The sequence below is a fragment of the Streptomyces sp. NPDC059567 genome, from assembly GCF_042735655.1.
Taxonomy (GTDB): domain Bacteria; phylum Actinomycetota; class Actinomycetes; order Streptomycetales; family Streptomycetaceae; genus Streptomyces.
The window spans coordinates 33,573-46,333 of record NZ_JBHWBS010000014.1; the positions used below are offsets into that span (position 1 = coordinate 33,573).

At 67.7% G+C, this 12,761-nt stretch carries 12 protein-coding genes; 6 read left to right on the forward strand and 6 right to left on the reverse strand.

The window, feature by feature from the left end; genetic code table 11:
• Nucleotides 1–78: 78 nt before the first annotated feature.
• The 3 genes from ACFVZW_RS09805 to ACFVZW_RS09815 form a co-directional block, all read right to left on the reverse strand.
• Nucleotides 79–1,338: an MFS transporter gene (locus ACFVZW_RS09805; RefSeq protein WP_384519214.1), complete on the reverse strand. Its 1,260-nt coding sequence runs from the start codon at nt 1,336–1,338 to the stop codon at nt 79–81.
• 77 nt (nt 1,339–1,415) lie between these two features.
• Nucleotides 1,416–2,498: an inositol-3-phosphate synthase gene (locus ACFVZW_RS09810; protein ID WP_384519216.1), complete on the reverse strand. Its 1,083-nt coding sequence runs from the start codon at nt 2,496–2,498 to the stop codon at nt 1,416–1,418.
• Nucleotides 2,499–2,547: 49 nt separating this feature from the next.
• On the reverse strand, nt 2,548–3,237 hold the full coding sequence (locus ACFVZW_RS09815; protein ID WP_384519218.1) for a helix-turn-helix transcriptional regulator: 690 nt from the start codon (nt 3,235–3,237) through the stop codon (nt 2,548–2,550).
• A gap of 368 nt (nt 3,238–3,605) precedes the next feature.
• Between ACFVZW_RS09815 and ACFVZW_RS09820 the strand changes: the two genes are divergently transcribed.
• Nucleotides 3,606–6,305 carry a transglycosylase domain-containing protein gene (locus tag ACFVZW_RS09820; RefSeq protein ID WP_384519220.1) on the forward strand — a complete coding sequence of 900 codons (2,700 nt, stop codon included), beginning with the start codon at nt 3,606–3,608 and terminating at the stop codon, nt 6,303–6,305.
• A 121-nt stretch (nt 6,306–6,426) separates the two neighbouring features.
• On the forward strand, nt 6,427–7,920 hold the full coding sequence (locus ACFVZW_RS09825; protein WP_384519222.1) for a glycosyltransferase family 87 protein: 1,494 nt from the start codon (nt 6,427–6,429) through the stop codon (nt 7,918–7,920).
• A 55-nt stretch (nt 7,921–7,975) separates the two neighbouring features.
• On the opposite strand, the gene ACFVZW_RS09830 is transcribed toward ACFVZW_RS09825, so the two are convergent.
• The 3 genes from ACFVZW_RS09830 to ACFVZW_RS09840 all read right to left on the reverse strand — a co-directional run bounded on the left by ACFVZW_RS09830 (nt 7,976) and on the right by ACFVZW_RS09840 (nt 10,640).
• On the reverse strand, nt 7,976–9,007 hold the full coding sequence (locus ACFVZW_RS09830; protein ID WP_384519224.1) for an alanine racemase: 1,032 nt from the start codon (nt 9,005–9,007) through the stop codon (nt 7,976–7,978).
• An 85-nt stretch (nt 9,008–9,092) separates the two neighbouring features.
• Nucleotides 9,093–10,211, reverse strand: coding sequence for a lipid II:glycine glycyltransferase FemX (locus ACFVZW_RS09835; RefSeq protein ID WP_384519226.1), 1,119 nt, complete (start codon nt 10,209–10,211; stop codon nt 9,093–9,095).
• Between the two features lie 129 nt (nt 10,212–10,340).
• Nucleotides 10,341–10,640 carry a hypothetical protein gene (locus tag ACFVZW_RS09840; RefSeq protein ID WP_384519228.1) on the reverse strand — a complete coding sequence of 100 codons (300 nt, stop codon included), beginning with the start codon at nt 10,638–10,640 and terminating at the stop codon, nt 10,341–10,343.
• 284 nt (nt 10,641–10,924) lie between these two features.
• On the opposite strand from ACFVZW_RS09840, the gene rpsF reads away from it, so the two are divergent.
• From rpsF to rplI, 4 genes are all read left to right on the forward strand, one after another.
• On the forward strand, nt 10,925–11,215 hold the full coding sequence (gene rpsF / locus ACFVZW_RS09845) for a 30S ribosomal protein S6 (protein ID WP_004950685.1): 291 nt from the start codon (nt 10,925–10,927) through the stop codon (nt 11,213–11,215).
• Nucleotides 11,216–11,289: 74 nt separating this feature from the next.
• The gene (locus tag ACFVZW_RS09850) at nt 11,290–11,874 is read left to right on the forward strand and encodes a single-stranded DNA-binding protein (protein ID WP_384519230.1); all 585 of its coding nucleotides are present in this window, start codon (nt 11,290–11,292) and stop codon (nt 11,872–11,874) included.
• A 58-nt stretch (nt 11,875–11,932) separates the two neighbouring features.
• Nucleotides 11,933–12,169 (forward strand): 30S ribosomal protein S18, encoded by a 237-nt coding sequence (gene rpsR, locus ACFVZW_RS09855; RefSeq protein ID WP_005315025.1) that lies wholly within the window; start codon nt 11,933–11,935, stop codon nt 12,167–12,169.
• 18 nt (nt 12,170–12,187) lie between these two features.
• A complete protein-coding gene (gene rplI / locus ACFVZW_RS09860; RefSeq protein ID WP_315894947.1) occupies nt 12,188–12,634 on the forward strand; it encodes a 50S ribosomal protein L9 in 447 nt (148 codons plus the stop codon).
• Nucleotides 12,635–12,761: the final 127 nt, after the last annotated feature.

Here is a 12,761-nt window from a genome sequence, read left to right on the forward strand (position 1 = left end):
AGCCTCCGGCGCTGGTTTTATTATCCTTAAAACATCCCCGCCGCGCTCATCGTGAGGGGTGATGTTTCACGTGAAACATCACCCCTCCTTCCGTCGGCGCAGTAGCATCAGTGCGATCGAGGCGTAGAGCGCGGCGACCAGTACGACGAGCGGGGCGGAGCGGCCGTCCGGCGGGAGCATCAGCGCGGCGACGGCGGCGGCGCCGACGAAGGCGACGTTGAAGAGGACGTCGTAGAGCGAGAAGACCCGCCCGCGGTAGGCGTCGTCCACCGACATCTGCACCACCGTGTCCGTTGCGATCTTGGCGCCCTGGGTCGTGAGCCCGAGGACGAACGCCGCGATCAGCAGTGGAGTCTGTGCGAAGGGCAGCCCCAGCGCGGGAACCAGAACGGCGGCCGAACCCGCGCACACGGCCATCCAGCCGAAGGCGCCGAGCCTCCCGATAGCCCAGGGCGAAATGACGGCGGCCGCGAAGAAGCCGCCGCCCGAGATACCGACGGCCAGTCCCAGCAGCGCCAGCCCCTCCGACTCCGTGGTGCTCCAGGCGTAGCGGCAGAGCATCAGAACGGCCACCGTCAGCGCGCCGTAGCAGAAACGCATCAACGTCATCGCGGTCAGCGCGCGAGCAGCGGGACGTCGCTCGGCCAGATGGCGCAGGCCGCCCTTGAGGCCGCGAGCCGTCGAAGTCAGCGCGGCGCCTAGCAGGGGCTGGATCATGTCCGGGTCGGGGCCGAGGAGCTCGCGGGGCATCCGCAGGGACGCAAGGGCGGCGCAGAGATAGAGGAGAGCGCCCAGTGCCACGACCGCGGCGTCGGATTCCTCGGAGATCAGCCGCACCCCGAAGGCCAGCCCGCCTCCCACTGTCGCCGCTACGGTGCCGGCGGTCGGCGAGAGGGAGTTGGCCACGACCAGCCGGTCGGCGTCGACGACCCGGGGCAGTGCGGCGGAGAGTCCCGCGAGGACGAAGCGGTTGACGGCGGTCACCGAGAGGGCCGAGGCGTAGAAGAGCCAGTCCGGCACGGAGGCCAGCATCAGTACGGCCGTGCCGCAGGCGAGGAGCGTCCGCAGCAGATTCCCGTAGAGAAAGACCTGGCGCCGCTGCCAGCGGTCCAGGAGTACTCCGGCGAAGGGGCCGACGAGAGAGTACGGAAGGAGCAGCACGGCCATGGCAGAGGCGATGGCGGCAGGCGAGGTCTGCTTCTCGGGGGAGAAGACGACGTACGTGGCCAGCGCCACCTGGTAGACGCCGTCGGCGCACTGCGACAGCAGACGGACGGCGAGGAGGCGGCGGAAGTTCGTCAGGCGCAGGAGTACGCGCAGATCACGTACGACGGACATGGCAGCAAGACTCACATACGAAGAGGGCCCCCGGGCGAAAGACCGGGGACCCTCGATCGATGAACTCGATCGGCGTCTTAGCGCTCGACCTCGCCCTTGATGAACTTCTCGACGTTGGCGAAGGCCTCGTCGTCGAAGTACTGCACCGGCGGGGACTTCATGAAGTACGAGGACGCCGAGAGGATCGGGCCACCGATGCCCCGGTCCTTGGCGATCTTCGCGGCGCGCAGGGCGTCGATGATGACACCGGCCGAGTTCGGGGAGTCCCACACCTCGAGCTTGTACTCCAGGTTCAGCGGAACGTCACCGAAGGCACGACCCTCCAGGCGGACGTACGCCCACTTGCGGTCGTCCAGCCAGGCCACGTAGTCCGACGGACCGATGTGGACGTTCTTCTCGCCCAGCTCGCGGTCGGGGATCTGCGAGGTGACGGCCTGCGTCTTCGAGATCTTCTTCGACTCGAGGCGGTCGCGCTCGAGCATGTTCTTGAAGTCCATGTTGCCGCCGACGTTGAGCTGCATGGTGCGCTCAAGACGGACACCGCGGTCCTCGAACAGCTTCGCCATCACGCGGTGCGTGATGGTGGCGCCGACCTGGGACTTGATGTCGTCACCGACGATCGGGACACCGGCCTCGGTGAACTTGTCCGCCCACTCCTTGGTGCCGGCGATGAAGACCGGAAGGGCGTTGACGAACGCGACCTTGGCGTCGATGGCGCACTGCGCGTAGAACTTCGCGGCGTCCTCGGAGCCCACGGGCAGGTAGCAGACGAGCACGTCGACCTGCTGGTCCTTGAGGACCTGGACGACGTCCACGGGAGCCTCGGCGGACTCCTCGATGGTCATGCGGTAGTACTTGCCGAGGCCGTCGAAGGTGTGGCCGCGCTGGACCGTGACGCCCGTGTTCGGGACGTCGCAGATCTTGATGGTGTTGTTCTCGCTGGCGCCGATGGCGTCGGAGAGGTCGAGGCCGACCTTCTTGGCGTCGACGTCGAAGGCGGCGACGAACTCGACGTCACCGACGTGGTAGTCGCCGAACTGGACGTGCATCAGGCCGGGCACCTTGGTCGCCGGGTCGGCGTCCTTGTAGTACTCGACGCCCTGCACCAGTGAGGCGGCGCAGTTGCCCACGCCGACGATGGCTACGCGAACCGAACCCATTTCCGGTTGCTCCCTGTGTGATCGTGGAAGCCCTGCGGGATGCAGGGTTTCACTTGGCGGTGTCGTCGGACGGATCCGGCCGGGTACTGCCCCCGTGCCGGGGCAGGCCGCCCGTTTCTCCAGAATCGTTGTCGTGCCGAGCGGCGCCCTCGGGGGCGTCGGTGCCGGATCGCTGATCCCGCCCCGCCCGCTCGCTCTCGATGAGCTCGTTCAGCCAGCGCACTTCGCGCTCCACGGACTCCATGCCGTGGCGCTGAAGCTCGAGTGTGTAGTCGTCGAGGCGCTCGCGCGTACGTGCCAGAGAGGCGCGCATCTTCTCCAGACGCTCCTCCAGCCGACTGCGGCGGCCTTCCAGCACTCGCATCCGCACCTCGCGCTCGGTCTGACCGAAGAAGGCGAAGCGGGCGGCGAAGTGTTCGTCCTCCCAGGTGTCCGGGCCGGTGTGGGAGAGGAGCTCTTCGAAGTGCTCCTTACCTTCCCCCGTCAACCGGTAGACGATCTTGGCGCGGCGCCCTGCGAGTGAAGCGGCGAGAGCGTCCTCGGGGGCGCTTCCCGGCTCTTCGATCAACCAGCCGTTGGCGACCAGCGTCTTGAGGCAGGGATAGAGGGTCCCGTAGCTGAAGGCCCGGAAGATGCCCAGCGAGGTGTTGAGCCGCTTGCGCAGCTCGTACCCGTGCATGGGCGCTTCTCGGAGCAGGCCGAGGACGGCGAACTCGAGGATTCCCGAGCGTCTGCTCATCCGCCGCCTCCTCCGCCTTCAGGGCCCTTATGCCGCACTGATGTATCGACTCGATACATCATGACGATAGAACGGCCACTCTCCTGCGACAAGTGGGGCCACAGTGACCGGCATCACATCGTCAATTCACAGCAATTGACTTGCCTGATTTGGGGTGAACTTCGCCGCTAGGCAGGTTTTGACCGTGCGTAGTCTGTGCGGCATGCAGAGCACCGGGAACCGAGCGACGCCGCAAGGCGTCAGTGATGCGGGTGACCGGCTGCGGTACGGAGGAGTCTTCGATGAGGCTCGGCCGTCCGTATTTCGGGGGGACCGGAACTCAACTGCCGCTTCCAGGCGTACGCGCCTGCCCGAGGAGTAGTCGTTCGATGAGCGAGCACCGTCGCAAAATGCCGCAGTCGCAGCCGCCCAGTGGCGGCCGCGCGGCGGCCCGACGCGCTGCCCAGCAGCCCACGGGCCGCAGGTCGGCCCAGTCGCGGGACGTGAGTACGGGATCCCCTTCGTCTGGGTACGAAGAGGAGCGCACCTACGGAGGGCGGGCCGAGGCCCGTCGCGCGGCGCAGCGCGGCGGCAGCCGTCGGCGTGGCCCCGAGGGAGGCGGAGCCGGCGGCCACGGCGGCGGCCGGCGCGGAGGCGGCGGCGGAGGCGGCCAGGGCGGTCCGGGCCGCGGCCGCGGTGGAGGCCGTCCGCCGGGCAAGAAGCGGATCATCGACTACCCGCGGTACGGCAAGTACGGCTGGCGTCGCTGGATGCCCTCGTGGAAGCTCGTCACCGGACTCTGCCTGGTGTTCTTCGGCGGCATGATGGGCGCGGCGACGATCGCGTACTCGCAGGTGGTGATCCCCGAGCCGGCCGACGCCGCCACGGCGCAGAACAACGTCTACTACTGGTCCGACGGCTCGCAGATGGCCGCGACCGGTGGTGAGGTCAACCGCCAGATCATCGGCATCGAGAAGATCCCGGTGCACATGCAGGACGCGGTGATCGCGGCCGAGAACAAGACGTTCAAGAAGGACTCGGGCATCGACCCGATGGGTATCGGTCGTGCCGTCTGGAACATGGCCAAGGGCGGGCAGACCCAGGGTGGCTCGACCATCACCCAGCAGTTCGTGAAGAACAACATGCTCAACGACCAGTCGCAGACCCTGACCCGTAAGGTCCAGGAGCTCTTCATCTCCATAAAGGTCGGCGCCGAGATGGAGAAGCCCGACATCATGGCGGGCTATCTGAACACGGCGTACTACGGTCGCGGTGCCTACGGCATCCAGGCCGCGGCCCGGACGTACTTCAACAAGGACGCCAAGGACCTCAACGTCAGCGAGTCCGCCTTCCTCGCCTCCCTGCTCAAGGGCGCGACCTACTTCGACCCTGCGGGCTCCACCGACATCGACTCGAAGGCGACGCCTCAGGCGAACACGGAGCGTGCCACCGAGCGGTGGAACTGGATCCTCGGCGAGATGGTCAACGACGGTAGCCTCCCCGCCGCGGAGCGGGCGAAGTACCCGAACTTCCCCAAGGTGCAGCCGCCGAAGAAGAGCGCCCAGCTGACCGGCCAGATCGGCTATCTGGTGAGCACGGCCAAGGCCAACTTCATCAACAACCACCCGGGGATGGACGACAAGAAGCTCGCCGAGGGCGGTTACGAGATCCACACGACCTTCGACAAGAAGAAGGTCAAGGCTCTCGAGGACGCCATCAAGAAGGTCTACGACGGGTACATCGACCCGAAGAAGCGACCGAAGACGGACACCCACGTCCAGTTCGGCGGTGCCTCGGTCGACCCCAAGGACGGTGCGATCGTCGCCATCTACGGCGGCACCGACGCCACCAAGCACTTCACCAACAACGCGGACGAGACCGGCGCCAAGGTCGGATCGACCTTCAAGCCGTTCGTTCTCGCGGCGGCCATGACCGACGGTGTGCGTGACCCCAAGGACCCCTCCGTCCGGACCGTCGTCGACCCCGACAAGACCTTCTACAGCGGCGTGGACGACTACAAGGTCAAGAAGTACGACGGCTCGGTCTGGCTGGACGAGAACGGCAAGCCGTGGCTCCAGAACAACGATGAGAACGCGAGCGTCAAGAAGGCCGATCTCCGGCTGGCGATGATCAAGTCCCTCAACTCGCCCTTCGTGCAGCTCGGCATGGACGTCGGCATCGACAACGTCCGCGAGGCAGCCAAGAAGGCGGGTCTCCTGGAGACCTCGCTGGTGAAGGGCGAGGTGCCTTCGTTCTCCCTCGGTATCTCCTCGCCGAGCGCGATCCGGATGGCCGGTTCCTACGCGACCTTCGCGAACAACGGCGAGCAGAACGACCCGTACTCCGTCGCCTGGGTGGACGAGAAGGGCAAAGAAATCTACCGGCACAAGGCCAAGCCGGAGCGTGCTTTCTCCACCGCGGTGTCCAGCAACATCACCGACGTCCTCACAGACGTCGTCGAGAAGGGCACCGGCAAGAAGGCCAAGCTGGACGACCGTAAGGCCGCCGGCAAGACCGGTACGACCGACGGCAACGAGTCGGCGTGGTTCGTGGGCTACACCCCGCAGCTGTCGACGGCGATCGACATGTACCGCTTCGACGACGACGAGACCAAGCAGGGCCGCAAGTTCGAGGAGATGTACGGCACGGGTGACCAGGAGAGGATCCACGGTTCCTCGTTCCCGTCCCGGATCTGGCACGACTACATGACCGCCGCGCACAAGGGCGTCGAGGTCAAGTCCTTCCCGGAGCCGGAGGACCTGGACGTCGACCCGGTCTTCGGTGGTGGTCTGACCAGCCCCACGCCGACGCCTTCGGAGACGCCGTCCGAGACGCCTTCCTCCACCCCGTCGCAGACCCCTTCGACGCGGCCCACCAACTCGCCGAAGCCCGGCAAGACCTGTGACGTCTGGGACTGGCCGTGCGATGACAACGGCGGGCAGGACGGTGGCGCCACGTCGGGCAACGACAGCGGCGGGGCCTCCAACGGCGGTCCGACCTCGACCCCGACGTCACCCTCGCCGACAGCCACCGACGACAGCGGTGGAGGCAGGCCGAACGGTGGAACCTGGGGGCTGGGCAGCGGTTGATCCGCCCGCCGGGCCCCCGGCACGGCCCTGAGGGCCGCCGTACCCGACACGTACCCCAGGGTGCGTGGCCGGGCACGGCGGCCCTCACCGTTTCCCGGGGACGTACGGCAGGATGTCCCCCATGCCGAGCCTCCACAAGACGAGTCCGCCCCAGGACCGCCCGCAGGACCCGCCGGTGGTGTGCCCCACCCAGCGCGACGAGGTCGCGGCGGCGGGCAGCGAACTGATCGGCGGGCCGATCGGCCGCCGGGCGCTGCTCGGCACGAGCGCCCTCACCCCTGTGCGGGTGATCGCACTGGTGGCCATCGGGATGTTTGCCCTCGGGATGGTGCAGAAGGTCCCGTGTTACGACTGGGCCTGGTTCCGGGGCACCACGTCCCAGTACACGCATGCCTGCTACTCCGACATCCCGCACCTCTTCGCGGGGCGCGGGTTCGCCGACGGCATGGTGCCGTACTTCGACCGCCTGAACAGCGACATAGAGTTCCTGGAGTACCCGGTCCTGACCGGACTGTTCATGCAGGTCGCGGCCTGGCTCACGCCGGGCGGCAGCGACTTGATGCACCGTGAGCAGATCTTCTGGATGGTCAACGCGGCCATGCTGATGATCTGCGCCGCCGTGATGGCCGTCTGTGTCGCGCGCACCCACCGCCGACGGCCCTGGGACGCTCTGCTCGTCGCCCTGGCGCCCGCGTTCGCGCTCACCGCGACCGTCAACTGGGATCTGCTGGCCGTCGCGCTGACCTGCGCCGCCGTCCTGATGTGGTCACGCGGCCGGCCGCTCGCGTTCGGCATCCTGATCGGCCTCGCGACCGCCGCCAAGTTCTACCCGGTCCTGCTGCTCGGGCCGCTGCTGCTGCTGTGCTGGCGGGCCTGGCGGTGGCGGGAGTTCGGGGCGGCGCTGCTCGGTGCGGCGGGGTCCTGGCTCGCGGTGAATCTTCCGATCATGCTGCTCGCGCCCGAGGGGTGGAAGCAGTTCTACACCTTCAGCACCGACCGAAACGTCGACTTCGGGTCGTTCTGGCTGCTGATCAGCCAGCGCAGCGGAGAGCCGATCGCGCCGAGTACCGCAAACACCTTCGCGATCCTGCTGATGCTCCTCGCCTGCGCGGGTCTCGGCGTCCTGACGCTCACGGCACCTCGCCGGCCCCGCTTCGTCCAGCTCGCGTTCCTGGTCGTGGCCGCGTTCGTGCTGACCAACAAGGTGTACTCGCCGCAGTACGTCCTGTGGCTCATTCCGCTCGCCGCGCTGGCCCGGCCGCGCTGGCGGGACTTCCTGATCTGGCAGGCCTGCGAGGTCATGTACTTCCTGGGCATCTGGATGTACCTGGCCTTCACCATGAGCGGCAACAAGCAGGGCCTGCCGACGGACGGCTACCACTTCGCCGTCGTCCTGCACATCCTCGGCACGCTCTACCTGTGCGCCGTCATCGTGCGGGACATCCTGGCGCCCGAGCGGGACGTGGTGCGGCAGGACGGCTCGGACGACCCCTCAGGGGGCGTCCTGGACGGCGCGGAGGACGTCTTCGTACGGGGCAGGGCCGCGCATCCGGCACGGCACGCCGCCATGGCCGTGGACGGCCCGCGGGTGGAGTGGGGAGTCCCGCGGGACTAGCGCGGGACTCCTGGAGGCTCCAGCGGGCTTCCAGCGGCCCTGGGGGCCCTGGGGCTCAGCGTTCGACGAGGCGGTCGAACTGCGTGGTGGTGTGCCGCAGGTGGGCCACCAGTTCGTCGCCGACCTTCGGCTCCTGGGCGTCGGCGGGGACGAACAGGATCGACACCTGCATGTGCGGCGGCTCGGCGAACCAGCGCTGCTTGCCGGCCCAGACGAACGGCGAAAGGTTCCGGTTGACGGTCGCGAGGCCGGCGCGGGCCACGCCCTTGGCGCGCGGCATGACACCGTGCATCGCCTTGGGGGCCTCCAGTCCCACTCCGTGCGAGGTGCCGCCGGCGACGACCACCAGCCAGCCGTCGGAGGCGGCCTTCTGCTGGCGGTAGCCGAAGCGGTCGCCCTTGGAGACGCGGGTGACGTCCAGGACGGCGCCGCGGTACTCGGTGGCCTCGTGGTCGCCCAGCCAGAGCCGGGTGCCGATCCGGGCGCGGAACCGGGTCTGCGGGAACTGCTGCTGGAGCCTGGCCTGCTCCTGGGCCCGCAGATGGCTCACGAACATGGTGTGCAGCGGCAGCCTGGCGGCCCGCAGGCGGTCCATCCAGGAGATGACCTCCTCGACCGCGTCGGTGCCGTCGGTGCGGTCCAGGGGCAGGTGGAGCGCGAAGCCCTCGAGCCGTACGTCCTCGATGGCGGCGTGCAGCCGGCCGAGGTCCTCCTCGAGGATGCCGTGGCGCTTCATCGAGCTCATGCACTCGATGACGACCCGCGCGCCCACGAGGGCGTGCACGCCGTCCACGGACGACACGGAGCGGATCACCCGGTCCGGCAGCGGCACCGGCTCCTCGCCCCGCCGGAACGGGGTGAGGACGAGCAGGTCGCCGCCGAACCAGTCCTTGATCTTCGCGGCCTCGTACGTGGTGCCGACGGCCAGCATGTCCGAGCCGAAGCGGGCCGCCTCGTCGGCCAGCCGCTCATGGCCGAAGCCGTAGCCGTTGCCCTTGCAGACCGGGATCAGTCCGGGGAACTGGTCGATCACGGTCTTCTGGTGCGCCCGCCAGCGAGCGGTGTCGACGTAGAGGGAGAGCGCCATGGCCGGCCCGGAACCTTTCTGATGGCTGCGGTGTATCAAAGGTATGTACGAGACCTACGAGATTACGTACGAGACTACGCAACCGTCAGCGGCGCGACATGTAGATGTCGAGCGCCTTGTGCAGGAGCTTGTTGAGCGGGAAGTCCCATTCGCCGACGTACTCCACCGCTTCGCCGCCCGTGCCGACCTTGAACTGGATCAGACCGAAGAGGTGGTCGGTCTCGTCGAGCGAGTCCGAGATGCCCCGCAGGTCGTAGACGGTCGCGCCCATCGCATAGGCGTCGCGCAGCATCCGCCACTGCATCGCGTTCGAGGGCCGGACCTCGCGGCCGATGTTGTCCGAGGCTCCGTAGGAGTACCAGACGTGGCCGCCGACCACGAGCATGGTGGCCGCGGACAGGTTCACCCCGTCGTGGCGGGCGAAGTACAGCCGCATGCGGTTGGGGTCCTCGTTGTTGAGGACGGTCCACATGCGCTGGAAGTACGAGAGCGGGCGAGGGCGGAAGTGGTCGCGGACGGCCGTGATCTCGTACAGCCGCTGCCACTCGGCGAGGTCCTCGTAGCCGCCCTGGACGACCTCGACACCGGCCTTGTCGGCCTTCTTGATGTTGCGGCGCCACAGCTGGTTGAAGCCCTTGAGGACGTCGTCGAGGGAGCGGTTCGCGAGGGGCACCTGGAAGACATAGCGGGGCTGGACGTCACCGAAGCCCGCGCCGCCGTCCTCGCCCTGCTGCCAGCCCATCTTGCGCAGCCGGTCGGCGACTTCGAAGGCGCGCGGCTCGATGTGCGAGGCCTCGACGTCCTTCAGGCGCTTCACGTCCGGGTTCTGGATTCCGGACTTGATGGCGGCGGAGTCCCAGCGCCGGATGACGACCGGCGGGCCCATCTTCACGGAGAAGGCGCCCTGCTGCTTGAGATGCGCGAGCATCGGCTGCAGCCAGTCGTCGAGGTTGGGGGCGTACCAGTTGATGACCGGGCCCTCGGGCAGATAGGCCAGGTAGCGCTTGATCTTCGGCAGCTGGCGGTAGAGGACCAGGCCCGCGCCGACGAGTTCGCCGGACTTGTCGAACCAACCCAGGTTCTCCGAGCGCCACTCGGTCTTCACATCAGCCCACGCCGGGACCTGGCAGTGGCTCGCCGCGGGCTGGCTCTGGATGAATGCCAGATGCTGCTCACGGCTGATGGTCCTCAGGGTCAGGCTCATGCGGGGCGCTCCTCGGCAGGTGTGTCCCCATCGGTACAGGGGCTCCGGCTCACGCGCCGAAGCCTACTGTGACCGGGGAGCGCCCCGATTGTGCGTGTCTCCCTCGGCCGGTGGCCGGTCCGGGACGCCTCAGGCGAGGCCCCCGTAGAACATGCCGAGATAGAAGCCGACAGCCGAGGCGCCGAGCCCGACGATCAAGGCGAAGCGTTCCCTCGTGGTCACCGAGATGAACTGTCCGTACGCGCCCGTTCCGATGCCGATCAGTCCTGCCCAGGAAGCCAGGACATGGAGGTCGTGGAACTGCGCGGTGATGAAGGAGAGGACTCCGAGGAAGAGCGTCACCCCGACCAGCGTGTCCTGGAGCGGGTGGGGCTTGCCGTCGGTGGCGAGAAGGGAATGTCCGGGGTCGGGTCGCATTGCCTGTGCCATGGGGCACCTCCTGGCGTGGCTTCCGGGAAGGCGGCGCATCCTAGCGCCGCCGCCATCCGTTGTGTACAGATTGCGTCCCCCCACCACCGGATTTCAACCGGAAGCCGGTGTGCGGGTAGTCTGTACGATCTGCACCGGTGTCTGCCCAGGTCCACCCAGGACCCCGACGGCCTCCTCGCTCGCCGAGGGGATTGTCAGTGGCGGCCGATACCGTTGCTTACGCATCACGACCCTCCTGCCACGGAACGACCGTGGCCGCTGAGTCCAAAGGAGGTGGGTTCCACATGCGTCACTACGAGGTGATGGTCATCCTCGACCCCGATCTCGAGGAGCGCGCTGTCTCCCCGCTGATCGAGAACTTCCTTTCTGTCGTCCGTGAGGGCAACGGAAAGGTCGAGAAGGTCGACACCTGGGGCCGTCGTCGTCTCGCCTACGAGATCAAGAAGAAGCCCGAGGGCATCTACTCGGTCATCGACCTGCAGGCCGAGCCTGCGGTCGTCAAGGAGCTCGACCGCCAGATGAACCTGAACGAGTCGGTCCTCCGGACCAAGGTCCTCCGTCCCGAGACCCACTGAGCACCTAGCTCAGAGGTCATCGGGTTCGAGTAGCAGTAAGCAGCCAGAAGCAATCCCGCCGAGAGGTTCACCCAATGGCAGGCGAGACCGTCATCACGGTCGTCGGCAATCTTGTCGACGACCCCGAGCTGCGCTTCACCCCGTCCGGTGCGGCGGTCGCGAAGTTCCGTATCGCGTCCACCCCCCGCACCTTCGACCGTCAGACCAATGAGTGGAAGGACGGCGAGAGCCTGTTCCTGACCTGCTCGGTCTGGCGTCAGGCGGCGGAGAACGTCGCCGAGTCGCTTCAGCGAGGCATGCGCGTTGTCGTGCAGGGCCGGCTGAAGCAGCGGTCCTATGAGGACCGCGAGGGCGTCAAGCGCACGGTCTACGAGCTGGACGTCGAGGAAGTCGGCCCCAGCCTCAAGAACGCCACGGCCAAGGTCACCAAGACCACGGGTCGCGGTGGCCAGGGTGGCTACGGCGGCGGTGGCGGCCAGCAGGGCGGCGGCAACTGGGGCGGAAGCTCCGGTGGTGGTCAGCAGGGTGGTGGCGGTGCTCCCGCCGACGACCCGTGGGCGACCAGCGCGCCGGCCGGTGGCGGCCAGCAGCAGGGCGGCGGAGGCAGCTGGGGTGGAAACTCCAGCGGCGGCGGCTACTCGGACGAGCCCCCCTTCTAGGGCACTCCCCTCGAAGCGGGTTCGTACCCAAACTTCTTGATCACACAGGAGAAACACCATGGCGAAGCCGCCTGTGCGCAAGCCTAAGAAGAAGGTCTGCGCGTTCTGCAAGGACAAGACCGCGTACGTGGACTACAAGGACACGAACATGCTGCGGAAGTTCATTTCCGACCGCGGCAAGATCCGTGCCCGCCGCGTGACCGGCAACTGCACGCAGCACCAGCGTGACGTCGCCACGGCCGTGAAGAACAGCCGTGAGATGGCGCTGCTGCCCTACACGTCCACCGCGCGATAAGGAAAGGGTGACCGACTAATGAAGATCATCCTGACCCACGAGGTCTCTGGCCTCGGTGCCGCCGGCGATGTCGTCGACGTCAAGGACGGTTACGCTCGCAACTACCTGGTCCCGCGTGGTTTCGCGATCCGCTGGACCAAGGGTGGCGAGAAGGACGTGGCGCAGATCCGCCGCGCCCGCAAGATCCACGAGATCGCGACCATCGAGCAGGCCAACGAGATCAAGGCCCAGCTCGAGGGCGTGAAGGTGCGTCTGGCCGTTCGCTCCGGCGACGCCGGCCGCCTCTTCGGCTCCGTGACCCCGGCCGACATCGCCACGGCGATCAAGTCCGCGGGTGGCCCCGACGTCGACAAGCGTCGCGTCGAGCTCGGTTCGCCGATCAAGACCCTGGGCTCGCACCAGGTGTCCGTGCGTCTGCACCCCGAGGTTGCCGCGAAGCTCGGCGTCGAGGTTGTCGCCGCGTAACGCTGCTCTCAGCAGTACGGAAGGGGGGGGGGGCCCCCCCGCGGGGGCCCCCCCCGCGCGCACCGACCCACACAACCCACCCACACAGACCGACGCGAGACACACACCACCCCCCCCACCCCCCGCC